The 20,847-nt window shown below is 70.2% G+C and carries 25 protein-coding genes and 1 pseudogene; 20 read left to right on the top strand and 6 right to left on the bottom strand.

Annotated features, from left to right (window positions below; all coding sequences use genetic code 11):
* Positions 1-19 precede the first annotated feature (19 nt).
* The 18 genes and pseudogenes from IE267_RS11440 (at position 20) to IE267_RS11355 (ending at position 14,027) form a co-directional block, all read left to right on the top strand.
* Positions 20-439: a RidA family protein gene (locus IE267_RS11440; RefSeq protein WP_167151602.1), complete on the top strand. Its 420-nt coding sequence runs from the start codon at positions 20-22 to the stop codon at positions 437-439.
* Positions 436-1,311 carry an alpha/beta hydrolase gene (locus IE267_RS11435; RefSeq protein ID WP_161257547.1) on the top strand — a complete coding sequence of 292 codons (876 nt, stop codon included), beginning with the start codon at positions 436-438 and terminating at the stop codon, positions 1,309-1,311. Before IE267_RS11440 ends, IE267_RS11435 begins: the two co-directional genes overlap by 4 nt.
* Positions 1,308-2,561 carry an MFS transporter gene (locus IE267_RS11430; protein ID WP_229861019.1) on the top strand — a complete coding sequence of 418 codons (1,254 nt, stop codon included), beginning with the start codon at positions 1,308-1,310 and terminating at the stop codon, positions 2,559-2,561. The genes IE267_RS11435 and IE267_RS11430 overlap by 4 nt, the downstream gene beginning before the upstream one ends.
* A 12-nt stretch (positions 2,562-2,573) precedes the next feature.
* Positions 2,574-4,454, top strand: a complete 1,881-nt coding sequence (locus tag IE267_RS11425) for a non-ribosomal peptide synthetase (RefSeq protein WP_189763111.1) — start codon at positions 2,574-2,576, stop codon at positions 4,452-4,454.
* A 110-nt stretch (positions 4,455-4,564) separates the two neighbouring features.
* The gene (gene gntA, locus IE267_RS11420; protein WP_229861017.1) at positions 4,565-5,266 is read left to right on the top strand and encodes a guanitoxin biosynthesis heme-dependent pre-guanitoxin N-hydroxylase GntA; all 702 of its coding nucleotides are present in this window, start codon (positions 4,565-4,567) and stop codon (positions 5,264-5,266) included.
* A 206-nt stretch (positions 5,267-5,472) separates the two neighbouring features.
* Positions 5,473-5,853 (top strand): FKBP-type peptidyl-prolyl cis-trans isomerase, encoded by a 381-nt coding sequence (locus tag IE267_RS11415; protein ID WP_161257553.1) that lies wholly within the window; start codon positions 5,473-5,475, stop codon positions 5,851-5,853.
* 392 nt (positions 5,854-6,245) lie between these two features.
* Positions 6,246-6,584: pseudogene (locus IE267_RS11410) on the top strand (serine hydrolase); the annotation flags it as partial.
* A gap of 473 nt (positions 6,585-7,057) precedes the next feature.
* A complete protein-coding gene (locus tag IE267_RS11405; RefSeq protein WP_189763109.1) occupies positions 7,058-7,777 on the top strand; it encodes a hypothetical protein in 720 nt (239 codons plus the stop codon).
* Positions 7,770-9,059 (top strand): SRPBCC family protein, encoded by a 1,290-nt coding sequence (locus IE267_RS11400; protein ID WP_189763108.1) that lies wholly within the window; start codon positions 7,770-7,772, stop codon positions 9,057-9,059. Before IE267_RS11405 ends, IE267_RS11400 begins: the two co-directional genes overlap by 8 nt.
* 416 nt (positions 9,060-9,475) lie before the next feature.
* Positions 9,476-9,868, top strand: coding sequence for a gas vesicle protein GvpO (locus tag IE267_RS11395; RefSeq protein ID WP_189763107.1), 393 nt, complete (start codon positions 9,476-9,478; stop codon positions 9,866-9,868).
* A 193-nt stretch (positions 9,869-10,061) separates the two neighbouring features.
* The gene (gene gvpJ, locus IE267_RS11390; RefSeq protein ID WP_189763106.1) at positions 10,062-10,505 is read left to right on the top strand and encodes a gas vesicle protein GvpJ; all 444 of its coding nucleotides are present in this window, start codon (positions 10,062-10,064) and stop codon (positions 10,503-10,505) included.
* Positions 10,506-10,508: 3 nt separating this feature from the next.
* Positions 10,509-11,222, top strand: coding sequence for a GvpL/GvpF family gas vesicle protein (locus IE267_RS11385; RefSeq protein WP_167151590.1), 714 nt, complete (start codon positions 10,509-10,511; stop codon positions 11,220-11,222).
* A 45-nt stretch (positions 11,223-11,267) separates the two neighbouring features.
* Positions 11,268-11,516 carry a gas vesicle protein GvpG gene (locus IE267_RS11380; protein ID WP_161257570.1) on the top strand — a complete coding sequence of 83 codons (249 nt, stop codon included), beginning with the start codon at positions 11,268-11,270 and terminating at the stop codon, positions 11,514-11,516.
* A gap of 39 nt (positions 11,517-11,555) precedes the next feature.
* Positions 11,556-11,972: a gas vesicle protein gene (locus tag IE267_RS11375; RefSeq protein ID WP_167151588.1), complete on the top strand. Its 417-nt coding sequence runs from the start codon at positions 11,556-11,558 to the stop codon at positions 11,970-11,972.
* Positions 11,965-12,876, top strand: coding sequence for a GvpL/GvpF family gas vesicle protein (locus IE267_RS11370; protein WP_189763105.1), 912 nt, complete (start codon positions 11,965-11,967; stop codon positions 12,874-12,876). The genes IE267_RS11375 and IE267_RS11370 overlap by 8 nt, the downstream gene beginning before the upstream one ends.
* The gene (locus IE267_RS11365) at positions 12,866-13,081 is read left to right on the top strand and encodes a gas vesicle protein (protein WP_167151583.1); all 216 of its coding nucleotides are present in this window, start codon (positions 12,866-12,868) and stop codon (positions 13,079-13,081) included. Before IE267_RS11370 ends, IE267_RS11365 begins: the two co-directional genes overlap by 11 nt.
* Positions 13,082-13,127: 46 nt before the next feature.
* On the top strand, positions 13,128-13,532 hold the full coding sequence (locus IE267_RS11360; protein ID WP_189763104.1) for a gas vesicle protein K: 405 nt from the start codon (positions 13,128-13,130) through the stop codon (positions 13,530-13,532).
* A 150-nt stretch (positions 13,533-13,682) separates the two neighbouring features.
* Positions 13,683-14,027, top strand: coding sequence for a hypothetical protein (locus IE267_RS11355; RefSeq protein WP_189763103.1), 345 nt, complete (start codon positions 13,683-13,685; stop codon positions 14,025-14,027).
* Positions 14,028-14,067: 40 nt separating this feature from the next.
* On the opposite strand, the gene IE267_RS11350 is transcribed toward IE267_RS11355, so the two are convergent.
* From IE267_RS11350 to IE267_RS11330, 5 genes are all read right to left on the bottom strand, one after another.
* Positions 14,068-14,757 (bottom strand): HAD-IA family hydrolase, encoded by a 690-nt coding sequence (locus IE267_RS11350; protein ID WP_189763102.1) that lies wholly within the window; start codon positions 14,755-14,757, stop codon positions 14,068-14,070.
* A 133-nt stretch (positions 14,758-14,890) separates the two neighbouring features.
* Positions 14,891-16,165, bottom strand: coding sequence for an MFS transporter (locus tag IE267_RS11345; protein ID WP_373304546.1), 1,275 nt, complete (start codon positions 16,163-16,165; stop codon positions 14,891-14,893).
* Positions 16,166-16,182: 17 nt separating this feature from the next.
* A complete protein-coding gene (locus tag IE267_RS11340) occupies positions 16,183-16,725 on the bottom strand; it encodes an ArsR/SmtB family transcription factor (protein ID WP_189763100.1) in 543 nt (180 codons plus the stop codon).
* 346 nt (positions 16,726-17,071) lie between these two features.
* Positions 17,072-17,791: an N-acyl homoserine lactonase family protein gene (locus IE267_RS11335; RefSeq protein WP_167151573.1), complete on the bottom strand. Its 720-nt coding sequence runs from the start codon at positions 17,789-17,791 to the stop codon at positions 17,072-17,074.
* 85 nt (positions 17,792-17,876) lie between these two features.
* A complete protein-coding gene (locus IE267_RS11330; protein WP_229861015.1) occupies positions 17,877-18,275 on the bottom strand; it encodes a VOC family protein in 399 nt (132 codons plus the stop codon).
* A 287-nt stretch (positions 18,276-18,562) separates the two neighbouring features.
* Here IE267_RS11330 and IE267_RS11325 point away from each other — a divergent pair, with 287 nt between their 5' ends.
* Complete coding sequence (locus tag IE267_RS11325) at positions 18,563-18,856, top strand: hypothetical protein (protein WP_161257603.1); 294 nt, start codon at positions 18,563-18,565, stop codon at positions 18,854-18,856.
* A 130-nt stretch (positions 18,857-18,986) separates the two neighbouring features.
* On the opposite strand, the gene IE267_RS11320 is transcribed toward IE267_RS11325, so the two are convergent.
* Entirely contained in the window at positions 18,987-19,769 is a 783-nt protein-coding gene (locus IE267_RS11320; protein WP_189763098.1) for an SDR family NAD(P)-dependent oxidoreductase, read from the bottom strand.
* 87 nt (positions 19,770-19,856) lie between these two features.
* Between IE267_RS11320 and IE267_RS11315 the strand changes: the two genes are divergently transcribed.
* Positions 19,857-20,747 (top strand): helix-turn-helix transcriptional regulator, encoded by an 891-nt coding sequence (locus IE267_RS11315; protein WP_189763097.1) that lies wholly within the window; start codon positions 19,857-19,859, stop codon positions 20,745-20,747.
* Positions 20,748-20,847: the final 100 nt, after the last annotated feature.

The raw sequence follows: 20,847 nt of genomic DNA, 5'->3' as shown, positions 1-20,847 counted from the left end.
AGGGATACGGACAACCCCCGTGAAAAGCTTCCGCAACCCCCAGTCGATCGCGGCACCGCTCGCCGCGTACTCGCACCAGGCGGAGATCACCGGCCCGGTCCGGTGGCTCGTGGTCTCCGGGCAGATCGGCATGGCCCCCTCCGGGGACCTGCCCGAGGACCCCGTCGAGCAGCTCGGCATCGCCCTGGACAACATCACGGCCAACCTCGAAGCGGCCGGAATGACCCACGAGGACCTGGTCAAGCTGACGTTCTACTTCGCCGGCGAGGTCGACCTGCAACGCCGGCGTGAGCGCCTGGCCGAGTGGCTCAAGGACCTGCGCCCCACCATGACCGTCATGACGGTGGCCGCACTGGCCACGCCCGCGCTGCGCGTCGAAGTCGAAGCTCTCGCGTGCACCGAGGACCGCCCGGCCCCCCAGAGGAGTGAGCAGCAGTGATCGTCCAGACCACCCTGGAAGACGTCCATACCTTCGAGCAGCCGGACGGCTACCTCACGCACTACCGGATCTGGGGCGCCGAGAGCGCCGCGGACCTCGTGGTGATGCTGCACGGCGGGATGAGCCACTCCGGCTGGCAGGCACCGCTCGGCGTCCGGCTCGCCGAGCTGGACGCCGACGTGGCCTTCGCCGCCGTGGACCTGCGCGGCTCGGGCCTGAACGCGGTGCGCGGACACATTCCGAACGGGGAGCTGGCCGTCGCGGACATCGCCCTGCTGCTGCGCAGCCTCAAGCAGTCCCGCCCCAACACCCGTATCCACCTTGCCGGTTGGTGCTTCGGTGCCCAGGTGGCGACGGTCGTGGCGGCCGGGCTCGCCGACCGTGACGTGCTCGCGAGCCTGCTCATGGTCTGCCCCGGCTTCTTCTTCAACGACCGCTACTCGGACATCCTCGACCGTGCGATCGACGCCGCCCTGGACGTCGTCGAAGAGCTCGGCATCACCGTCGAGCCGGCCCGCCCCTTCATCCAGGTGCCGATGCGCCCGGTCGACTTCACCGACAGCGCGGAATGGCTCGCGGTCATCGGCGACGACAAACTGAAGCTCTCGCACGTGACGGTCGGCACGATCGACGCGTGGGAGGAGATCGCCGTCAAGTCGGAGACCGACTACGGGCAGCTCGGCGAGCTGCCGGTACGCGCGGTGTTCGCCACCCAGGACAAGCTGGTCGACAACGACCGCGTACGCACCTTCCTGGAGAGCCACCCCGACCTGGAGACGCACGACCTCGACGCCGGTCACGCCGTCCAGTTCGAGCAGACGGAGGCGCTCACGCGGCTCGTCGCGGGCTTCGTGGCCGAGCTGAAGCGATGAGCGCGGGAGTCGCGCGCTACCGTACGGTCCTGTCGACGCCGGGCGCCTGGGGATTCTTCCTGCCCGGAATGCTCGCCAGGTTCCCGCTCGGCATGACCGGCATCAGCATTCTGCTCTTCGTCTCCGCGACGCGGGGCGACTACGGCACCGCGGGCGCCCTGTCCGCCGTCTCCGCCGTCGGGTACGCGGTGGCCGCACCCCAACTGGCGCGCCTCGCCGACAGGTTGGGCCAGCGCAGGGTCCTGCTCGGCTGCGCGGCGCTGTGCGCGGTGAGTGGCGGCGCCTTCGTGGCGAGCGTGCTGAGCGACGGGATGCCGCTGTGGGTCCTGTTCGTCACGGCGGCCCTGACGGGTGCGGCGACTCCCGCGATCGGCTCGATGGTGCGGGCGCGCTGGAGCGGTCTGCTGGACGGCTCGTCCCTGAAGGGGACCGCGTTCGCACTGGAATCCCTGGTCGACGAGGTCATCTTCATCGTCGGCCCGGTCATCGCCACCTCACTCGCCGTCGGGGTGAGCCCGGCGGCGGGACTGATCAGCGCGCTGGTCCTGGTGTGCGGCGGCAGCCTCCTGCTGTCGCTCAGCCGGCGCACGGAGCCACAGCGCAAGCCCGGCGAGAAGGCCGGAGGGAGCGCCCTGTTCCTCGGGCCGGTCGCCGTCGTCGCGGCACTGAACCTGTGCTTCGGCGGCATGTGGGGCTCGATCGACATGGCCACGGTGGCGTTCTCCGGCGAGGAGCACCAGCGCTTCATGGCGGGGGTGCTGCTCGGTGTCTACGCGATCGGCAGCTCCGTGGCGGGAGTCGTGTACGGCTCGCGGGAGTGGTCGGCGCCGCTGTCCCGCATCCTGTGGGTCTCGACCCTGATCATGACGGTCGGGATTCTGCCGATGCTCTGGGTGCACAGCTTCGTCGGGGCCGGACTCGTGCTCCTGGTGGCCGGGACGAGCTCCTGTCCGGCCATGATCGTCGCCATGATGCTGGTCGTGGACGGGGTGCCCGCCTCCCGCCGCACGGAAGCGCTGGCCTGGCAGTCCACGGCCCTGTGGCTCGGGGTGTCCATCGGCTCCTCGGTGAGCGGACACTTCGCGGACTCCCGCGGCGCACAGGCCGCCTATGCCTTCGCCGCCCTCTGCGGCGGCGTCGGCTTCGTGATCGCCCTGGCCGGCGGGCGCCGGCTGCGTCCGGTGGAGCCCGCACCCGCGGACACCGCCACGGCCGATGACCGTACGAACCTTCCGGAACCTTCCCACTGAGTCAGGTACCCGATGACCTCCACCAGCATCATCCCCGACCCGGCCACCCCCATCACCGTTGCCGCCGCCCCGTCGCGCGTGGCCGACCGGATCGCCGCGCGGGCCGGACACCCGGACGCGACGGTCCGCGAACGCGTCGCTCTGCGCACCGCCGCTGCCGACATCACCTACGCCGAGCTCTGGGAGCGTGCGCAGAAAGCGGGCGCGGAACTGGCTGCGCTCGACGTCGGCGCCGGTGACGTCGTCGGCGTACGACTGCCCTCGGGCCCCGGTGCGGTCGCCGCCATGCTGGCGTGCTGGCACGTCGGCGCCGCCTTCCTGCCCATGGACGCCTCGGCGCCCGATGCCCACCGCGACCACCTGCTGCACCGCTCCCGAGCCCGTGCCGTGATCGATGGCGACGGCCCCCGGGCCCTGACAGGCGCGGCCCCTTCGGTCACCGGGGGCCCGCGGGACGAGGGCGCCTACGTCATCTACACCTCGGGCTCGACCGGAACTCCCAAGGGCGTGCTCGTCGGCCAGGACGCCTTCGCCGAGCACACCACCGCCATCGCCGGCCTCCTCGGACTGCGCGACACCGACACGGTGCTCCAGTTCGCCGGGCTCGGCTTCGACGTCGCCCAGGAGGAGATCTGGCCGACTCTCGCCGTCGGCGGCACGGTCGCCTTCCTCGACTCCAAGGACCGGGCACTGAGCCCGGCGGAACTCGCCAACCAAGTACGGGAGTTGGGTGTATCGGTGCTCCAACTCCCGACCTCGTACTGGCGCTTGCTGTGTGCGCAGATGCAAGGTGCGGAGAGTTCCGGGTGTTCCTTCGAGGGCGTCCATACCGTCGTCATCGGCGGAGAGGCGGCGGGCACCAACGACGTGCACGTGCACCGGAACGGGCCGCTCGGCCACTCCACGCTGATCAACGGGTACGGCCCCACCGAGACGGTGGTCACCTGCACGGCCTTCGTCCTGCCGGCGCACGAGCCGCTCCCGCCGACGGCCGGCCTGCCCATCGGCGGCCCGGTGGGGAACCGGCGGCTCCACGTCCTGGACGCCGATCGGCGTCCGGTCCCCGTAGGCAGCCCGGGCGAGCTCTGGGTCGGCGGAAGCCCGCTGGCCGAGGGCTACCTCGGGGAGCCGCTGCGCACCGAGGAACGCTTCCACCCCGATCCTTTCGGTTCGGTGCCGGGCGCGCGGATGTACCGCACCGGCGACCTGGTCCTGCGCCACCCCGACGGCGCGCTGGAGTTCATCGGCCGCCTCGACAACCAGGTCAAGGTCCGCGGCTACCGGATCGAACTCGACGAAGTGGACCGGCACTTGACCGACACACGAGGGGTCACGGCCGCCGCCGCGGTGGCACTCGACGACGGGTCGGGCACCGGTGGGCGCATCCTGGCCGCCGCGCTCTCCGTGATCGCGGACGGCCCGACGGCCGAGCAGATTCGGGAGGAGCTGCGCGGGCGTCTGCCCTCCCATCTGGTTCCCGGCCTGATACGCGTCCGCGACACGCTCCCGCTCACCGCCTCGGGGAAGATCGACCGCCGGGCGGTGGCCGCCCTGCTCGCGGACGCGTACGCCTCCAGCGCGCCGGAGGCCGAGGCGACCGCGGCCGTCGCGAAGTCCGGGGCCGATGCGGAGCCCGGGGCCGACGTCGGCGTCGTGGACACCGACGCTGCCGAAGTGTCCGCCGACCTCGCCCTGCTCCTCAAGCTGATCCGCACCCTGCTCCGCGCGCCGGACTTCGGCCCCGACGACGACTTCCTGGCCCACGGCGGGGACTCGCTCGTCGCCCTGCGGGTGAGCGGAACACTGCGCGAACACGGCTTCCGGCTGCGCCCGTCGGACCTGCTGACGGCGACTGACGCCCGGGCCGCGGCCGCCCGCATCGTACGGCTCTGAAACCACAGGCCCCTGAAAGCTGCCGCACGGCCGGGCTGCCGCGCGGGGCAGCCGACCAACAGGACCGAGCGCGACAGCACACGACAGCCGAAACGCCGAAGGAGAGAGTCATGACAGTCATGCCCGTCCATGAGCAGCTGACGGCCTGGATCGAGAGCGAGGAGTTCTCCTGCCTGGGCGCCAAGTCCGCACTGCGCCGGGAAAGCCTGCGCCAAGTCCACGTAGGAGCCATGGGCACCGAGAAGGCGACCGCCCAACTCCACGCCGCGCTGGCCGAGTTCGTCGAGAACGACCTCAATCCCGAGCAGAACTTCGCCACGATCGTCGCTGTCTTCGAGGGGCCCCTCGCCCTCCCGGAGCCCGAATTCCATGCCCAGTTGTGGCGGCAACTGACCGAGTTGCACGCCTACGACGCGGACCGCGGCTACCCCTGGGCGGAGGGTGCGGACCCGGACCCGGACTCCCCGAAGTTCGGCTTCAGCATCGCCGGACACCCGTTCTTCGTCGTCGGCCTGCACGAGAACGCGTCGAGGATCACCCGGCGCTTCCCGTTCCCGGCGATGGCGTTCAACTCGCACCACCAGTTCCGTCGGCTGGTCGACAACGGCGTCTACGGGGGCCTCCAACGCCGCATCCGTGAGCGGGAGATGCGACTGCAGGATTCCATCAACCCCAACCTCGCCGAGTTCGGCGAGTCGTCCGAAGTGCGCCAGTACTCCGGCATGCGCACGGACGACCAGTGGCAGTGCCCCTTCGACCCCCGGGGCGGAGCGACCGACGCACCTGCGCCGGGCGGCCGGGCCGAGGCGTGAACGCCGGGCACGAAGCCGCGGCACATCCTGATCGGCGAGCGCTGCCGAGTCGGCCCCGACGCCGCCCTTGAGGCCACCGGCGGCCGCATCCCGTGGCGGGTCCGCATCCGGAGGTGGGTAGCGTGGTGCGTGTCGCGCTGGATGGCCAGCGCCGACGCGAGACGTGGCCCCGGACCTCGTGGGCCCGAAGATTGGGAGTGTGGGCGATGAGCAGGGATCTGGAACGGCCCGTGGTTGAGGTTCCCCGTGGCCAGGCGCCGCAGTTCCTGGAGATCAAGGACCTGTGGGTGGGGGAGGGGGACGAGGCCGTGAAGGGGAGCCGGGTCTCCGTCCAGTACGTCGGGGTGGCCCACTCGACGGGCCAGGAATTTGACGCGAGTTGGAACCGGGGTGAGCCCTTCGAGTTCGACCTGCTGGCCGGTCAGGTCATCAAGGGATGGGACATGGGAGTGAAGGGCATGAAGGTCGGCGGCCGACGCCGGCTGGTCATCCCGGCGCACCTGGGCTACGGCGACCGCGGAGCGGGAGCGGCGATCCGTCCCGGCGAGACCCTCGTCTTCGTCGTGGACCTGCTCGCGGTGAAGTAGGCGAGTCGGTAAAGCGGGTGAAGTCGCTGAAGTCGCTGAAGCCGGTGAAGCAGACGAGCCGCTCGTAGACGCTGGGGCCCTTGCCGAGGGGGAGGGGCCCGAAGCGATCCGGAAGCCGCGCGTCGAAGGGCGGCGCGCGCTCGCACTGGTCGCTGTGGCGGGCGGCACGGCATGTGCGTCGGGCGACACCCCTTCGGTGTGGCAGGACACCGTGCGCGCCACCACCGCCGGCCACTCCGCGCGCTCCTGAACCGGCCGACCACGGCGGACAGCAGCCCCGGTGGACTTGTCGCGCCGGGGAGCCGGCCGGGCGGCACGGCGCTGTCCAGCGGTGATACGGACGTGACGAGCCACGCGCCGATGCGTGGGGACGGCCGGTTCCGGACCGGCAGCATGACCTCGTGAAACTTGCGCTCGCTCACGCTCCGGCGTTCGAGCCCGGCGCCAACTGGAGCTATTCCAAAGCGGGTTACCTGCCGGCCGGGATGCTCGCCGTACGGGTGACCGGCCACCCGTACGGCGACGAGATCCGCCGACGCTTCATCGAACCCCTCGGCCGCGCCAGACGTCCGTCCCCGGCAGCGATCCGCAGATCGGCGGGCGAGATGATGAGCACCCGCCCGACCGGCGACCCTGACTGCCGGACGACGGGCGCCGGTACACGCTCGCTGACCCGCTTGCCGCCGCTGTCGACGAACCGGCACCTGTTCGTGTTGCCGCAAGAGTGGTAAGCGCTGCCGACTCCACAAGATTTCCGGCGAGCTACCGGGGTTGCCCGGGGCTTCCCGGTGAGTGGAACGAAAACGCACCAGTACCCGGAAATCCCTGGCACATGTCAGACATCCGTCCTCGGATTCGTATGCCTTCGACACCGTGTGAATGTGGCGCAGGCGGGCAGTCGCCGGGAGAACCCGGTCCAGCAGGGGGCATTGCGTAAGTCCCGATGCCCTTCAAGGCGCCGGAAAAGGTAGAGCCCCCGCGATACCCGTCCCGGAGCCGTGACAAGGTTCCAGGCATTGATTTGTCAGAGCCGCAGCACCGCTGAAGCACGTCGAGCTCATTGCATTCCACGCGGTGACGCGGTGAAGGGACACAGCTGCCCGGCGGTCGACGCAGGCATGCGGGTACTCGGGGTCGGAATGGTCGGAATCGCAGTCGACGGCTCGATATCGGCATTCGTCCGAACAGAACTGAGGTGGAGAGAATGAACGACAGCGCCAAGATAGGGGTGGCAGTTGCAGGGGGATACCTGCTCGGCCGCACCAAAAAGGCTCGTCTGGCTCTGGGCCTGGGCATGTATCTGGCCGGGAAGAAGCTGAGCCTGGACCCGAAGCAACTGCGCCAGATGATCACGGACAATCCGGTGCTGGCGGGTCTCAGTGACCAGGTGCGCACGGAGCTGGTGGGCGCCACCAAGAGCGCTGCCGCGGCCGCGCTCACCAAGCGCGCCGGATCGCTGGCCGACAATCTGCGCGACCGCACTCAAGTCCTTCAGGGACATGTGGTCTCCGCCAAGGACGAGAAGGACGAGCCGGAAGACGAATCCGAAGAGCTGAGCCAGGACGACGAGGCGCAGCAGCACGACGGCGACGAATACGAGGGTGCCGACGAGGAAGACGCGGAGAACGCGGACGACGAAGAGGAGCCCGCGAAGACGCCGCGCCGCAAGCCCGCCGCTCGCCAGAGCGGCAAGACCGGCGGTGCGTCGCGGTCTCAGGCGAAGGGTTCGAGCAAGGCGTCCGACGACGAGGCCGCCGATCGCCCGCGCCGCAAGACCACCGAGGGCTCCACCCGCTCGCGCGGCGGCTCGGGAAGCTCGGGAAGTGGAACGGCACGCAAGGCCACGGAGTCGTCGAGCCGCAAGGCCCCGGCGCGTAAGACGGCCGCCCGTAAGACCTCCACGCGTGGGGGCGACGATGCCTGAGCAGACCTCTGACTCGATCAAGGACCGGATCACGGGCAACCCCGCCGCCGGCCGCCTCAAGGAAGAGCTGGGGAACTACCTCCAGACACGCGCGGAGCACGCGGTCAGTGGGCTCGGAGAGAAGCTGGGCAACAGCCTCGCCAAGCTGGGAGAGGGCCGCGGCGACGGCGATGACTCCTCCGGCGGCCTCATGAAGCATCTGGCGAAGGGCGGCAAGGTGCTCGCGGAAGGCGGCTCGCCGGCCAAGGCAGCGCTCTCCGCGGGTGGCGACGCCCTCAAGGACAAGGTGACGGGGCTCTTCAAGGGCAAGGGCGGCAAGGGTGGTGGCGGCTCCAAGAGCGTCAACATCGTCGAGGACATCGACGTCGGTGTGCCCGTGCGGGAGGCCTACGACCAGTGGACCCAGTTCCAGGAGTTCAGCACGTTCGCCAAGGGCGTCGTGAGTGTCGAGAAGAGCGACGACACCACCAGCAACTGGCGGGTCAAGGTCGCCAAGTCGACTCGGAGCTGGAAGGCGAACGTCACTGAGCAGATACCCGACGAGCGCATCGCCTGGACCACGGACGGTGCGAAGGGGACGGTCAAGGGTGTCGTCACCTTCCACCCGATCACGGACAACCTGACCCGGGTGCTGCTCAATCTGGAGTACTTCCCCCAGGGGCTCTTCGAGAAGACGGGCAACATCTGGCGCGCTCAGGGCAGGCGGGCGCGGCTCGACCTGAAGCTGTACCGCAAGTTCATCATGATGCGCGGCGAGGCCACGGACGGCTGGCGCGGGGAGATCCGTGACGGCGAGGTCGTGCTCGGCCACGACGACGCGGTGGCGCAGGAGGAGGACAGCGACCGGACCGGTTCCGACGGCTTGCATGACGACCAGGCCGCCGATTCGGCCGAGGACGTCGACGGGGTCGACGAGCAGGACACGGATGAGTACGCCGACGGAGGCGTCCCGGACGACGAACTCGAAGGCGACGAAGAGGCCGAGTACGACGAGGACGACGAGTACGAGGACGAGGGCGAGGACGGTCACGACGACGACCGGCACGCGCGCCCCCGGGCCGACGACGACGAGTACGAGCAGGACGAACTGCCCGAGGGTCACAACGGTCGGGCCGAGGACGCCGAGCCCGTGGACGACGAGGAAGACGAGGAAGACGAGTTCGAATACCTCGACGACGAAGACGTCGAGGACGAGGCGGACGACGACCACGCGGAGGACGACGCGGAGCAGCCCGACGAGGAAGAGCAGCCGCGCCGGCGACGCACGGCTTCCCGGCGCTGACCAGGAGCCCGCGTACCGCAGCGGCATCGGACCGGCGGCAGCCGCCCACGTCCTCGCGGTGTCGTTTCCGAGCGGGGCGGAGGATCCCTCGTCGGGGATGCCTCCGGCCCCCGGTCCGGACGGCCCTCGCCCGCACCGGCGCCCGTGGACCCGAGCACGCCCACGACTCCTGCCCGTCGTCTGATCGCGTCCCCGCCGTCTGAAGGCGTCGGAGGCGGCCGGACGCCAGGCCGGGCCGTGGTAGCCGCGCCGCCCTCGCGCGCTACCCGCTTATTCGGCACGCATGCGTTGACCCTGCCCACACATTCGACATCGGCGTAGGGGCATATGACGTCCGAAGGCGGGCAAGCGGCCACGACACGCACATGGGAAAAGCTGACCCGGTGGTGCGGAAGCAGTAACGAAAGGAGCATCGCATGGCCTCCGAAACGGCCTCGAACACGACCGCCAAGAGGGCTTCGGGAAGAAGTGGGGAAAGGCCGGCGGCGACGGACGAGAAGTCGGAGCCGCGGGAGAGCGAGCGGACTCGGCCGCGGGCCAAGCGTCCCCCGTCGAAGCCGTCCATGCGCGTGGTGATGGGCAACGCCGTCGAGGAACTCTGCGACCTTTTGCGCTGCCCCTCCGGTTCGGTGTCCGCGATCAAACCGTCCGATTCCGGTTGGACGGCCGACATCGAGGTACTGGAGCTGGAAAGGATTCCTGACACCAGCAGCGTCATGGCCTCCTATCGAGTCCAGCTGGACGAGCGGGGGGAACTCACCGGGTACGAGCGCACCCGTCGCTATCAGCGCGGTGCGGTGGACCGCTGAGAACACCGTGGTACCCGCGGGGGGATTCTGCGCGCGCCCGTTCCGAATTCAGCATTCAGCGCGACAACCTGTGCGGAATCGTGCGGCCTCGTACGGAATCGTACGGATGCGTCGAACTCCGCATGGAACTCCGCATGAATGAATCACGTACCGAAATCGTGTAGCGCAACATCAGCAACAGAAAGGCCTCGCCATGAGTGTCGTACCGCAGGCAAGCGCTCCGGCCGGAGGGTCCGGTGGCGGCTCCTCCGGCCTCTACGACGTCCTCGAACTGGTCCTGGACCGCGGTCTGGTGATCGACACGCTCGTCCGTGTCTCCCTGGTCGGCATCGAGATCCTCAAGATCGACATCCGGGTCGTGGTGGCCAGTGTCGACACCTACCTCCGCTTCGCGGAAGCCTGTAACCGCCTCGACCTGGAGTCCGGCAAGAACGCCCCCTCCAAGATCACCGACCTGGTCGGCGATGCCACGGAGAGCGGGGCCCACGGCAAGACCAAAGGAGCACTGAGCGGTGCGGTCGAGGCGATATCCGACTCCCTGAAGGGCGGGGGCGACGACGATGACGAGCGAGAGCCCGCTCGGCGCAAGTCGTCCTCCGGAAGCCGTCGCACCACAAGCCGCAGTCGAGAGGCCTGATCCGTGTCCACTTACATCTATGCCATCCTCCCCGCCGACCGGCCGCTCGACCTGGACGGTCTCCAGGGCGTCGGCAAGGAGCCGAGCGCGCTCCGGACGCTCAGCAGCGGCAAGCTGACCGCCGTCGTCAGTGAGGCCCCGGAGGACCTGCGCGCCAAGCGCCGCGATGTCCTGGCCCACCAGGCGGTCCAGGAGCGCCTGCTGGCCGACGGCTCCGTCCTGCCCATGCGCTTCGGGCTCGTCGGACCGAGCGACGAAGCCGTGCTCGCCGAACTGGACGCCCAGGCCGATGCCTACCTCCACCGGCTGGAGGCGATCGGCGACTGCATCGAGTACAACCTCAAGGCCTCGCGGGACGAGAGCGACCTGCTGCGCGAGGTGGTCTCCGAGTCGGACCTGGTGCGCGACCTCAACGAGCGCACGAGGAACAACCCCCAGGCGCAGGGCGACAAGGTCGCCCTCGGCCAGGCCATCTCCCAAGAGGTGGAGCGGCTCGAGAAGCGTGACGCGAGCACGATCATCAACGGCCTCACGTCCTCGGCGCAGCAGTACGCGACGGCGGACGTGCCCGAGTCGCACTTCCTGAACGTGTCGTTCCTCGTGCCCCGCTCCTCCGCCGCGGCGTTCTGCGACCGCGTCGACGAGATGGCCAAGCACCTGGAACCGGTGTTTCAGCTCACCCTGCGCGGTCCGCTGCCGCCCTACAGCTTCGTCTGAGGGTCGCCCCCCCAGGGTGCCTCAGGAAGGAGGCCGACGCATCGCATGGGACTTGTCTCGCAGTTGCTCACCCTGCCATTGGCACCTTTGCGCGGAACCTTCTGGGTCCTGGAGCAGGTGACCGAGACGGCGGAGCGTGAGTACTACGACCCCGAGAAGGTCCGCCAGGAGCTCGCGGCGCTGGAGGGCGAGCTCCTGGCAGGCCGTATCGACGAGGACGAGCACGACCGCCGTGAGGACGAACTCCTGGACCGCATGGAGGAGTTCAAGCGAAGACAGCAGGAACTCGGCTGAGCGACACCCGCTCCGAGCGGAACGAAGAGAGGCCACCACATGTCTGAATCCATCTCCGGGCGGCTGGGCGGCTCGACCGGGGCATCCCCCTACGGCCAGCCGCAGGGATCGTCGGCCAACCTGGCGGACATCCTCGAACGTGTGCTGGACAAGGGCATTGTCATAGCCGGTGACATCAAGATCAACTTGTTGGACATCGAGCTGCTGACCATCAAGCTGCGGCTGCTCGTCGCCTCCGTCGACAAGGCCAAGGAGATGGGCATCGACTGGTGGGAGCACGACCCCTCGCTGTCGTCCCGCGCGCACTCGGGCCCAGCCGCCGCCGCGCCGCCGCCACGCGACGGACTGGAGGCGGAGAACGCCCGCCTGCGGGCCGAGCTGGACGAGTTGCGTGCGGCCGCCGGTCTGCCGGCCGGCGCGCGGGGCGAGAAGGCGGAGGAGGACCGGGATGCCTGACCACATAGCAGCGCCGTCGTCGGCTCTTCCCGCGACCGGTGGCGACCAGCTCTGGTACGTGTACGCCGTGGGCCGCGCCGATGAGGCGATCCGGGCCGTGGCGCGTGAGACGACCGGCCTCTACGGCGAGCCGTTGCGCGCCGTAGAGTGCGAGGGGCTTGCCGCTCTGGCCTCGCCCGTGCCTGCCGCGGACTTTCACGAACAGGCGCTGAAGGCCCAGTTGGAACAGTTGGACCGGCTGGAGACGCTCGCCCGGATCCACGACGGTGTCGTGGCCCAGGCCGGTGCCCGGACCACGGTGCTGCCCATGCGGTTGGCAACCGTCTACGTGGACACCGAGCGCGTGGCGGAGATGCTGCACGAGGGATTCGCCCAATTCGGGCCGCTGCTCGATCATTTGACGGATCATCAGGAGTGGGGCGTCAAGGTGTACGCGCTCGCCGCGCCGGAGGCCCGGCCTTCCTCCTCGGTGTCGCAACCGTCGGCCGGGTCGGGCGCCCCCGTCAGCCCTGGCCGGGCATTTCTCCAGGAGCGGCGCGCGCAGCGCCGCAGCCGCCAGGACGCGTTCCGCGCCGCCGGAGCCGTCGCTGCCCGGGTGACGGAAACGGCGACGGCGTTCGCCCGCGACCGCGTCGCCCACCGCCCGCAGCAGGGCGGCCCGCTGGCGACGAAGGCCGGCGAGAACATCAGCAATGAGGCCTACCTCGTTCCGGTCGAGCACGCGGCGGCGTTCCGGGACGAACTGACGGCCCTGGGCGACGCGGCGGCGGGCGTGCACGTCGAGGTGACCGGGCCCTGGGCTCCGTACTCCTTCGCCGCGCCCGGGCAGGCGGCGGGCGCCGGCCAGGGCGCGGAGAACGACGGGGACCGGGGTCAGGACGAAGGCCGAGCCCATGTCGAGTGAGCCCGCATGGGCCCGTAACGCGCCGGACGAGGATCTGCTCGGCGGCCGGCAGGTGGCTCTGATCGACCTGCTCGACCGGCTGCTCAACGGCGGCGCCGTCCTGACCGGCGACCTCGTCCTATCGGTGGCGGACGTCGACCTCGTACGCATCAATCTGCGGGCCGTCATCCACTCGATCACCCCGGACAGCCCCTCTCCCTGGTGAGACGGGCACAGGTCCATCGGCCGACGGCCCACAGGAGGCAGACCTCATGACAGACCCGCGACAGGCCGGCAGCTCGGCGGCAGCCCAGGACGACGACTTCCGGCGCGCCTTCGACCTGCTGCCGTCCGTGTCCGATGGCCTCAGGGCCGACCCCGTGCCCCCGGGAGACGGTTCTCCCGCGACGCGCCTGCACACGGACGCCGACACCGTCGAACGCGACCTGATCCGGCTCGTGCTCACCATCGTCGAGCTGCTGCGTCAGCTGATGGAACGCACCGCGCTGCACCGGGTCGACCAGGAGGACCTGACCGAGGACCAGGAGGAGCGCATCGGCCTCACCTTGATGATCCTCCAGGACCGCATGGCTGAGCTGTGCGAGCGCTACGACCTGACTCCGGAGGACCTCAACCTGGACCTCGGGCCCCTGGGCAGTCTGCTGCCCCGGAACTGAGTGCAGGGCGCTCGCGGCGAAGGGCGTGCTCGGCCCCAAAGGCCCGACCGGGTGGCAGCGGGGCGGCGTGCCTGCGCAAACCCGCCGGTCGGCCGCCCGGGCCGCCACACTGTGCCGTGTCCACCGCCCCTCGGATGCCGGAGCCGTGCCATGACCCAGTCCTCCTCCACCGAACCTGCCGGAGCGCAGGCGTTCCTGGCCGTCTGCGGCAACACGCACCTCTTTCCGGGTGCACGCTGCCGGGTTCAGGGGCTCTCCGATCCGACTGCCTTCGCAGCGGACCCGCGGCCGGTCGAACTGGAGCTGCGCCTGTCCGACGACGTGGTCACCGAGGCGGAGTTGCACCCCTCGCGGCCGGTGGGCCCCGTACTCACTGTTTCGGCCTACACCACCGGCGCCGGCACCACCATCGAAGCCCGCACATGGCTGATCCGGGAGTTCGCCCGAAGGGGAGACGACATCGAGCTGACCATCGGTGGCCGGGCCGCGACCTGACCGAGGGCCCGGCACGCGGTGATGTGTGCGCCGGCGCCCGTCAGGTACGCGACGCCGAACTCCAGGGCCGTGGCCCCGTACTGGGCCTCGCACCGGGGCCCGCGTCGAGCCCGATGTCGAGCAACGGCCGGACGGCAGCCCGCAGTTGACCGATCTCGCGATAGTGCAGACCGGTCAGGCCGGCGGCCCTGGCCGCAGTGACATTGCCGAGGGTGTCATCGACGAACAGGCAACGCTTCGCATCGATTCCCACCCGCTCGGCCGCGGTCTCGAAGACACGAGGATCCGGCTTGGCCATGCCGATCCGGGCGGTGTTGACCACGGCGTCGAACGCTTGGTCCAGCCCCACCGCTGCGAGATAGGACTCCAGCCGGGTGGTGGCGTTGGAGACGAGAACCACCGGCACTCTCCGGCGGACAACGTCGAGGAGGTCCACGACCTCGGCATCGACACGGCCGGTGAGCGCACCCCACGTCGCCACCAGCTCGCCCGCCCGCTCGGACGACCCGCAGAGCCCTGTCAGATCGTCTGCGACCTGAGACCGCCACTGCTCGTCCGTGAGCCGGCCTGTCACGGCCGAATGCAGAAGCTCGGGCTCGAACGCGGTCGAGGCCAACGTCCCCTCGGCCAGCCCCCAGGCCCGATCCAGCGCGGCCATGCCATCGGGGTCCCAGAGATGCACGACTCCGTCGAAGTCGCACAGCACCCCGTCGAACGGCAACTCATTCATGGGGCCGATCATGTCATTCGCGCTGCACAGTGAGCATCGCGGCCGTGGGACGGCGGTCGAGGACCTGGACCGGCTCGGCGGGCCAGTCCTCGCATGCAGCCGTGCCGGCCCCCGAGAAGGCTGCGCATCCATGTCAGGAGCCGCCGATCACGTCCTCCCGCACAGGACCCCGAGTTTCCGGGTCATCCGCGTCAGCAGCCGACGCGGCGGCGCGCAGCGCTGCCTCGACCTGGCGGTTGCTGGTCATGGTCGCCGTCACGGCCGTCATGGTCAGGAGGAGGCCGGCGGCGACGTACAGCGGGGTGCGTATGTCGTACGCGTCGGCCAGCCAGCCGCCGAGGAAGGCGCCGAACGGGGCCGCGCACATGGCGAGCATGCGCGAGGTGGAGGCGACCCGGCCCATGAGGTGTGCCGGGACGATCGCCTGCCGCAGAGAAGGCCCGAGCACCATGGTGGCGCCCATGCCCGCCCCGCACACGGCGAGCGCGAGCCCTGCCACGTACGGGTTCGGGGCGGCCGCAAGCCCGAGGATGGCCAGGCCCTCCACCGTCGCGGTGCACGTCAACGCGGCGCCGGTGCCGAGTCGTCGGCCGAGGAAGGAGGCGATGCCGGCGCCGAGCAGACCGCCGGTGGCCTCCGCCGCGAAGAGCAGACCGAAGCCGAAGTCCGCGATGCCGAGCCGGTCGTGCGCGAAGAGCGCGAGCACGGTCTCCACGGCGAGGAAGGCGATGTTCCCGACCGCCGGACGGAGCGCGAGCCCGAGCAGCAGCCGGTCCCGGAAGACGTACGACGCTCCGGCCCGCGCCTGCCGAAGCAGCGAGTCGCGCGCCGTCGACTCGGGCCGTGCCGAGGCGGGCAGTGACCGTACGAGCAGTGCGGAGAGCGCGAAGGACACCGCGTCGGCGAGCAGCGGGACCGCCCGCCCGAGCGCGAGCAGAGCACTGCCCGCAGGCGGTCCCGCGAAGCCGGACATCGCGGTCTGGGCGCCGCGCAGACGGGAGTTGGCACGCTCCAGGACCGCGGTGTCGCGGCCCAGCAGCGCCGGTAGGTACGCCGTGGCGGCCGTGTCGAAGAAGAGGCCGCCGAGGCCGAGGAGAAAGGCGACGGCCGCGAGCAGCGGAATGCTCAGCGCGTCGAACGCGGCCGCCGCCGCCGGTATCGCGAGGAGCACCGCGCGCGCCGCGTCCGTGACCCACATCGTGCGTCGCCGGTCCCAGCGGTCCACCAGCGCGCCGCCGAGCACCCCGAAGAGCAGCCACGGCAGGGTGCCGGCGGCTGTGACGGCGGCGAGTGCCATCGGATCGCGCGTCAGGGTCAACGCGATCAGCGGCAGCGCCGCATGCGACACCCCGTCCCCGAGTGAGGACACCGTCTGTGCGGTCCACAAGCGCCCGAACCCGGTCGTCAACTGCGCCTTTTCCGCTGTCACTTGGTGTCCTCTCTGGTCTGCTCGCGCGCCGCCGGCCGGAACAGTGCGAAGACGAGCGAGACGTCCGGAAGAGACGGATCGGACAAACCCCGGTACTCGTCGGCCAGTGCCTGCAGCCGCGCACCGAGCTCCGCGAACTGGCCCTCGGTGAGCCGCAGATGCGCCATCCGTACGTGCCGCTCGCCGTCGACCGGCGCGGCCTCCAGGTCGGCCACCGCGTGTCGCATCAGTACGTCCGGCTGCCCCGCTCCCGGATCCGGCAGTGCGATCGACTGCACTGCCATCGCGTAGTAGCGCTCGGTGACCCCCCGCACCTTCCGCGTCCGCACCACCTTCACGAGGCCGACCCGTTCGAGCAGGCGCACGTGATAGCTGGAACTCCCCTTCGCGAGACCCACGTGCTCGGCGATCTGGGTGATCGTCGCCGGCTCGAAGCGGAGCGCGGCCATGATCCGGTGACGAGTGAGATTGGAGACGGCACGCAACTGCTCGTCGGTGGTGACGTGAAACGTCGTCTCGGGAGCTTCGTCGGCAGGCATGCGCCAAATGGTCAACGATCCTTGACCATTTGGCAAGAGGGTTGTCGTACGCCTGTCGTACGGCCTCCCGGGCCTTGCTGCCCGGCGCCGGAAGTGTTGCTTGGGTGCGGGGTTGGCCGTTGTGTCCATCCCGGCCGTCCTTGGGGAGGGGCCGAGGGTGCAACTCCGCTTGCGGAGAGGTTGGTTGAGCGTGCGAGGGCCATCTCATGCGCATGGGGCTCGGGGGAGCGTCGGGCCCGCGCGGCTTGTCGCTGCGGGGCGGCACTCACGCAGTCGATGCGGGTGGGCGGGGCCCCTGAGAAACCCTGCCGAGGCTGATGCGTAACCGCAGGCAGGCGTTACATGTCTACACGCCCGGGAAGCTGCGCTGTGCCGGCTCCCAGACAGAGCAGTCGTGAGCGAACAGAACGCGCCGGGGGTCGAAGTCGGCCAATCGCTCCAGCCACTGCGGGTAGGCGGGGAGAGGCTGCTCCACGCCGTCGAGTACCGCCTGGCGGGCCAGTTGGTCGGATGCGAAGTGGGAGGCGAAGTCGTGCGCCTGACCGGCGAGGACGACCGTGCCGTCGGCCTGCCGAAGCACCAGCGACTGATGTCCTTCGGTGTGCCCCGGCGTCGGAATGAGCCAGACCCCCGGCCGGACCTCGGCCTCACCGGTGAGTTCCTCGTAGCGGGCGCTGGGGAAGTCAATCAGCTCGTCGAAGGTGTAGTCGCCGTTGCGGGCGGTGGTCAGCTCGACGTCCTGAACCAGGATGGGCTTGCCGCCCAGAAGGGGGTTCCCACCGCAGTGGTCGAAGTGGAGATGGCAGTTCGCGACGAGGGAGATGTCGGACAGGGCGACTCCGGCCGCGGACAGAGCGTCCCGCAGGTCCCGGCGTCGGGGACGGTAATGGGCTTCGGTCTCAGGGTCTGCCCGACCGATGCCTGTGTCGAAGAGGATCAGGCCCTGGTCGTGCTGGACCAGGTAGGCAAGCACAGGCTCGACCCGCGGTTGCGGACCCCCGGTCTCCGACGCGGGCCGGACGAAGTACCCCAGGTCGAGTCGGCGTACGGCCATGTTGTTTTCCATGCGGCCAGCCTGTCAGAACCTGGTGTGCGGGTCGGGCAGTCCGCCGAGAGCGAAAGGGCGGCCGGCGTCGGCCGCCGCGCCGCTGTCACTCGGCAAGATTCAGCTGCCAGGAGACCCCGAAGCGGTCGTTCACCCAGCCGAACTTGGCGCTGAAACCGTACGCGCCCAGCGGCATGAGCTCCGAGCCCTGATCGGCGAGGGCGCCGTAGAGGCGGTCGATCTCGGCCTCCGTGTCGCACTCGATGAACAGGGACATCGCCGGGGTGAATCCGAAGCCGTGCTTGACGTAGCTGTCGATGCACATGAGCCGCTGGCCGGCGAGCGCGAAGGTGGCACGTTCGACCGTGCCCGCCTCGCCGGGCCCGTCGGCGCCGTAGCGGGAGATCTCGACGACCTCCGCGTCCTCGAACAGCGAGGTGTAGAAGGTCATCGCCTCCTCCGCCCGGCCCTCGAACATGAGGAATGTGGTGATCTTCTGCGGCATCGAAGCCATGGTCCTGCCCTCCGGTTCCTGAAGTCGGCCCTTCGACGACGAGGCTAGGCCCTGCCTCTGACAACGGCCCGCCCAACACCTCCAGGCCACTGTCCGAGGCCGATGCGGAGGCTCGGACCTCCCTCGGGCAATCCCGGTCGGGCCGGGCCTCCAGCCGGCTCGCGGCGTATGCCGCCCGAACGCCGAGTGTGTCCCGGGATGAGCAGTGCGTCGTCAGGGGCCAGACTTGGGATACCGGGTCCGGCCCGGTCCGGAGCGCCTCCGACGTAAGGAACGACATGAGCTGGGCATCTTGGACCACGGTGGGCATCCACGTCCTCCCCGGCGTAGTACAGGCCGAGGGGTTCGGCCAGATGCAGGGTGACCTCACCATCCACACCACCTGGTCGGATCACGAGGCGCACCTTGCCGTGCAGTACTCCGGGGCCTCCGACTGGTACACCCTCGTCGGGAGTCCCGTGCCCTGCCACTCGGAGGAGGACAGCCGCGTGTACCACCAGGCCGTCGTGGACGGTGTGCGTGAGGGGGAGCGGGCTCAGGACGTGCTGAAGAAACTCTCCCGTACGGCCTGACAAGTCCCTCGGCGTGCACCCGAGGGGCCCAACTGTTCCACAGTGCAGCCCACTTGGCCGTCGGCAGGACCCGCTGGCGCGCGGCCGCACATCCGCTGATGTACGGCCGTCGCCTGCCCGGCGTCCCTCGTCAGGCGCCCGCCCCGCCGTCCACCGGAAGTATCGCGCCGGTCACCATCGCGGCGCGGTCGCTGAGCAGCCACGCGGCGGCTTCCGCGACCTCGTGCGGCCGTGCCATCCGGCCGAGGGGGATCGCCTCGGTCACCCGAGCCTTGATGCCGGGGGTCGCCGCCTCCCACTCGTCGATCATCTGGGTGGAGGTGCCGCCCGGGGTGATGCCGTTGACGCGGATGCCGTCACGGGCCCAGCTCACCGCGGCGGTCTCGGTGAGGCTGTTGAGCGCCCGCTTCATCGCGCCGTACGCCGGCAGGGCCGGGTTCGCACGGCGGCTGCCGATGCTCGACGTGTTGACGATGGCGCCACCGCCACCGCGCCGCATCAGGGCTGCCTGTGCGTTCATCGCCGTCCAGTGCGCGCGGAAGTTGACGGTGAACTGTTCGTCGATGTCTTCGTCGCTCGTGGTGTCGAGCGGGCCCGGCCGCTGGATCGCCGCACCGTTGTTGAAGGCGGCGTCCAGCCTGCCGTGCAGTTCCTCGACGCGAGCGACGGCCGCGCGGATGCTCCCGGGGTCGGCCAGGTCCATGGGCACGGCATGTGCGGTGCCGCCCTCCGCACGAAGGTCGGCGACGATCTCGTCGAGGGCTCCGGACCCGCGGGCCGCGAGGACCACGGCCGCTCCCTCGCGAGCGAAGAGCCTGGCCGCCGCGGCGCCGATGCCGCGGCTGGCGCCGGTGATGAAGACGACCTTGCCGGTGAGCAGGCCAACAGGGGGGAAGTCCGTGGAATTCGTCATGACAACAGTCTTGGACCGGCGGCGGCACCGCATACAGGCACAGGCTGTACCAGGCTGCGCCGACGTGCCCCCGGGCACACTGGATTCATGGACAAGCAGGAGCTGGGCGCATTCCTCCGCAGCCGGCGCGAGCGGCTCCAGCCGCAGGACGTCGGCCTGCCGGGCGGACCTCGCCGACGAACCCCCGGGCTTCGCCGCGAGGAGACAGCTGTCCTCGCCCACATCTCCACCGAGTACTACATCCGGCTGGAGCAGGGCCGAGCGCCCCGGCCCTCGGGCGAGGTCCTCGCCGGGATCGCGACTGCCCTGCGCCTCACGGACGCCGAGACCGACCATCTCCACGTCCTGGCGGGCACCGCGCCGACGCTGAACAGGCGGCATCGCAGGGATGTCCGGCCGAGCATCCTCGCGCTCCTGGAACGACTGCCGCAGACGGCCGGCATCGTCGTGTCCGCCGCGTTCGAGGTGCTGGCCTGGAACGACCTCGCCGCCGCGCTCATGGAGGACTTCGCACTCATCGCCCCCGAGCAGCGCAATCTCGCCCGCCGCGCGTTCCTCGGTGCGGACCGGCCCGGCCGGCCGGTGTACGGCGTGTCCGACGTCTCGGACTTCCGGCAGCATGTCGTGACGGAGCTGCGCGCCACCGTGGCCCGCTATCCGACGGATCCCGAGGTGACCGACCTCGTCGCCCAACTCCGCGACGGCAGCCCGGACTTCGTCCGCCTGTGGGAGCGGCACGATGTCCAGGCGGCCCCGACGCTCACGAAAACCTTCCACCACCCGGTCGTCGGCCCGGTCACCGTGAACTGCGACAACCTCGCGCTCACCGACCGCGGCCAGCACTTGGTGCTCTACAGCGCACCGCTGGGATCACCCGACGCGGATGCCCTGGCCCTGTTGAACGTGCTGGGTACCGAGGCGGGCGGCTACCAGGTGCAGGGAGCGCTCCAGCCTCCTGGCACCAGGAGTGATCCGTAGTGGTGGGTGGCAGCGGGTGCCGCGGAGCCCCGGCGCCGACCGCGGCGCCGGGGCTCGGTGCTGTGTGAGTTCGCTGTGTGAGCTCCAGGTGGCGCGGGGC

It is taken from the genome of Streptomyces xanthochromogenes, from assembly GCF_014650455.1.
In the GTDB taxonomy this organism is placed as follows: domain Bacteria; phylum Actinomycetota; class Actinomycetes; order Streptomycetales; family Streptomycetaceae; genus Streptomyces; species Streptomyces xanthochromogenes.
The sequence above is the reverse complement of the archived record's forward strand: the minus strand, read 5'-3'. Positions and strand labels throughout refer to the sequence as shown.

Excerpts from the sequence above, each read along its gene's own strand:
- IE267_RS11430 (WP_229861019.1), top strand. The coding sequence starts at position 1,308 with ATGAGCGCGGGAGTCGCGCGCTACCGTACGGTCCTGTCGACGCCGGGC.
- IE267_RS11425 (WP_189763111.1), top strand. The coding sequence starts at position 2,574 with ATGACCTCCACCAGCATCATCCCCGACCCGGCCACCCCCATCACCGTT.
- gntA (WP_229861017.1), top strand. The coding sequence starts at position 4,565 with ATGACAGTCATGCCCGTCCATGAGCAGCTGACGGCCTGGATCGAGAGC.
- IE267_RS11415 (WP_161257553.1), top strand. The coding sequence starts at position 5,473 with ATGAGCAGGGATCTGGAACGGCCCGTGGTTGAGGTTCCCCGTGGCCAG.
- IE267_RS11405 (WP_189763109.1), top strand. The coding sequence starts at position 7,058 with ATGAACGACAGCGCCAAGATAGGGGTGGCAGTTGCAGGGGGATACCTG.
- IE267_RS11400 (WP_189763108.1), top strand. The coding sequence starts at position 7,770 with ATGCCTGAGCAGACCTCTGACTCGATCAAGGACCGGATCACGGGCAAC.
- IE267_RS11395 (WP_189763107.1), top strand. The coding sequence starts at position 9,476 with ATGGCCTCCGAAACGGCCTCGAACACGACCGCCAAGAGGGCTTCGGGA.
- gvpJ (WP_189763106.1), top strand. The coding sequence starts at position 10,062 with ATGAGTGTCGTACCGCAGGCAAGCGCTCCGGCCGGAGGGTCCGGTGGC.
- IE267_RS11380 (WP_161257570.1), top strand. The coding sequence starts at position 11,268 with ATGGGACTTGTCTCGCAGTTGCTCACCCTGCCATTGGCACCTTTGCGC.
- IE267_RS11375 (WP_167151588.1), top strand. The coding sequence starts at position 11,556 with ATGTCTGAATCCATCTCCGGGCGGCTGGGCGGCTCGACCGGGGCATCC.
- IE267_RS11370 (WP_189763105.1), top strand. The coding sequence starts at position 11,965 with ATGCCTGACCACATAGCAGCGCCGTCGTCGGCTCTTCCCGCGACCGGT.
- IE267_RS11365 (WP_167151583.1), top strand. The coding sequence starts at position 12,866 with ATGTCGAGTGAGCCCGCATGGGCCCGTAACGCGCCGGACGAGGATCTG.
- IE267_RS11360 (WP_189763104.1), top strand. The coding sequence starts at position 13,128 with ATGACAGACCCGCGACAGGCCGGCAGCTCGGCGGCAGCCCAGGACGAC.
- IE267_RS11355 (WP_189763103.1), top strand. The coding sequence starts at position 13,683 with ATGACCCAGTCCTCCTCCACCGAACCTGCCGGAGCGCAGGCGTTCCTG.
- IE267_RS11350 (WP_189763102.1), bottom strand. The coding sequence starts at position 14,757 with ATGAATGAGTTGCCGTTCGACGGGGTGCTGTGCGACTTCGACGGAGTC.
- IE267_RS11340 (WP_189763100.1), bottom strand. The coding sequence starts at position 16,725 with ATGCCTGCCGACGAAGCTCCCGAGACGACGTTTCACGTCACCACCGAC.
- IE267_RS11335 (WP_167151573.1), bottom strand. The coding sequence starts at position 17,791 with ATGGAAAACAACATGGCCGTACGCCGACTCGACCTGGGGTACTTCGTC.
- IE267_RS11330 (WP_229861015.1), bottom strand. The coding sequence starts at position 18,275 with ATGCCGCAGAAGATCACCACATTCCTCATGTTCGAGGGCCGGGCGGAG.
- IE267_RS11325 (WP_161257603.1), top strand. The coding sequence starts at position 18,563 with ATGAGCTGGGCATCTTGGACCACGGTGGGCATCCACGTCCTCCCCGGC.
- IE267_RS11320 (WP_189763098.1), bottom strand. The coding sequence starts at position 19,769 with ATGACGAATTCCACGGACTTCCCCCCTGTTGGCCTGCTCACCGGCAAG.
- IE267_RS11315 (WP_189763097.1), top strand. The coding sequence starts at position 19,857 with ATGGACAAGCAGGAGCTGGGCGCATTCCTCCGCAGCCGGCGCGAGCGG.